The sequence below is a fragment of the Acidithiobacillus sp. TH-A36 genome, assembly GCF_057473445.1.
In genome coordinates this window covers 1-2062 of record NZ_JBYCKP010000396.1, presented here as the reverse complement: position 1 = coordinate 2062, position 2062 = coordinate 1, and the positions used below count along the sequence as shown (strand labels likewise).

Below are 2062 nucleotides of genomic sequence, written 5' to 3'. Positions count from 1 at the left end.
CGTCAGCTTGGCCAGGAAGTGTTTGACTTCGACGACGCTCAGATTATTGGCAACAATCTTTTCCAGCGCTTTGTCCTGATTTTCGGTTTCCGGAACGGTTGCCAGCAACTCGGCAATGCCCAATTTGATCTTCCGTTCTGCAAGCGCATCACGGACCTTCTGGCTGCAGGCAGACAAGGCGACCCGACGGCGTAGCTTGTCTTCGGTCCATCCCAGATGGATCGCCGCTTCCACAATGTCACCTTTCATCTTGCGGAGGATTTTGGCGGCGGCCTCACATTCCTCAGCAGGACTCATATCGGCCCGGACGCTGTTTTCGATGAGAGCGATCTCATCTTCGTCTCCGTCCACCAGGTGGACTGGGACTTTATCTAATTTCAGCGTTTGCGCGGCACGAAAACGACGGTGCCCCGCCATGATGGTGTATTTGCCCTCGGCATTTTGACGTACAGCAATAGGTTGCAAGATGCCGTTCGCTTTAATGCTGCGGGTCAGCTCCTGCATCTCCTCCTCGTCAAAGTAACGACGGGGGTTGACGCCTTCTACGATGCTGCTGACGACTACTTCCATGATTTACTCCTTTACCAGACTGAGGATATGGTCCATGTATTCGCATGGACCGCTAGAGTTCTTTTCACCGTATTGTTCGATGGTGATTTCGTTTCCGGACAGATCGGTATGGACATCAAGGGTTGTTCCTTCTGTGTCCATATCCACGATGGTAATTCTGACGCGAGCCTTTGCGGCCTCGTTCATCATGACCTCATGGATTAAACCGCCTTCCATCACAATAACGACTTCGTGATCTTTTTCAGTGCTATACATAAAAACTCCTTTTTGCAGGTCCAATCACGACTGGTTACAACAGCCGCAGCATGCCGAGATTGGAAGTTGAAAATATCAGGCCGGGTCTATTTTGATCGTCGGCCGGTCATCAAGGGGTGTGGTGCATTTCGCGCTGAAACGCGCGATTCTCGGGTATTGAGGTGAAGGCGACATATCCACACAAAAGACGTACATCCCCATCCTCCCATCGGAGATTTTTCGATGAAATGGGGGACTGCGCGTTGATGATGCGAGGACTATGACGCGATATTAGGGAAGGTACAGGATGGCACTGGATACAGTGCTTATCCTGAGAGGGGATTACAGCAGGTGTTCGATAACTTTGACCAGAGGGGCGAAAATCGGGCTGGAAGAGGCCGCCAATATGCCGATGATTACCATGTAAACTTGCATGATTTTAAACTTGCTATCCATTTTGGTTTCCAGCACTTTGATTTCAGCGCGAAGATCGATCTTCGTTGTCTGGATCTCGCTCTTCGTCGCGTGAATTTCGCTTTGAAGTTCGATTTTCGTCGCTTGGATCTCGCTCTTCGTCTCACGAATTTCGCTTTGAAGTTCGTTCTTTGTCGCGTGAATTTCATTTTGAAGCTCACGTTTGGTCAGCAGGATTTCGTGCCTGAGATCTTTTCGGGCTGCCAAAATCTCTTGCGTTAATTCCTGCTTGGTAGCCAGGTTATTAATCACTGTTCGAATGTCATCCACCACGGACTGAGCGGCCTCAGTCGCGGTATCTGTGGAGACTTTCGCCTCAACGAGAGCCTTGTACAAGGCTACTGGTGATTTCCATGTGCTCATATACAAGATATTACTCCTTTGTTTCTGAGGATCGCAACGCCTTACAGAACGTTCTTTGAATGCCTGCATAATGTGATTGTGGAAGTATTACGCAGGCTTGTTCAATCAATTAAGCCAGGTCTATTTTGACCGCCGGGCGACCATCAATGGTTGTGGTGCATTTTGCGCTGAAACGCGCGATTTCCGGGTATTGACCGCCGCCAACTTTTGGCATCAGACGCGCTGCGAACATCGTTTCTTCTGCATCAGGATTGGCGCGAATGGCTAATTGGGCCATCCACAGCACGTTCCATAAGCGGTCTTCGCTCGGTTCGAAAATATGTTTTTTGGAGTCTTCCCCAGGACGCCAGCGAATCAGCGCAAAAGCCTCACTGGAAAAAATGACGGTGTGAATGAAGCCAGCATCCATGCTGATTTCTTG

At 49.8% G+C, this 2062-nt stretch carries 4 protein-coding genes; all 4 read right to left on the bottom strand.

The window, feature by feature from the left end; translation table 11 throughout:
- A partial coding sequence (locus AC2VLY_RS10250) for a ParB/RepB/Spo0J family partition protein (RefSeq protein WP_486892298.1) occupies positions 1–570 on the bottom strand: 570 nt, incomplete at its 3' end.
- Positions 571–573: 3 nt separating this feature from the next.
- Positions 574–825, bottom strand: coding sequence for a hypothetical protein (locus AC2VLY_RS10245; RefSeq protein ID WP_031573230.1), 252 nt, complete (start codon positions 823–825; stop codon positions 574–576).
- 321 nt (positions 826–1146) lie between these two features.
- Entirely contained in the window at positions 1147–1641 is a 495-nt protein-coding gene (locus AC2VLY_RS10240) for a hypothetical protein (RefSeq protein WP_031572423.1), read from the bottom strand.
- A gap of 109 nt (positions 1642–1750) precedes the next feature.
- On the bottom strand, positions 1751–2062 hold a 312-nt coding region (locus AC2VLY_RS10235), incomplete at its 5' end, for a hypothetical protein (RefSeq protein ID WP_486922216.1).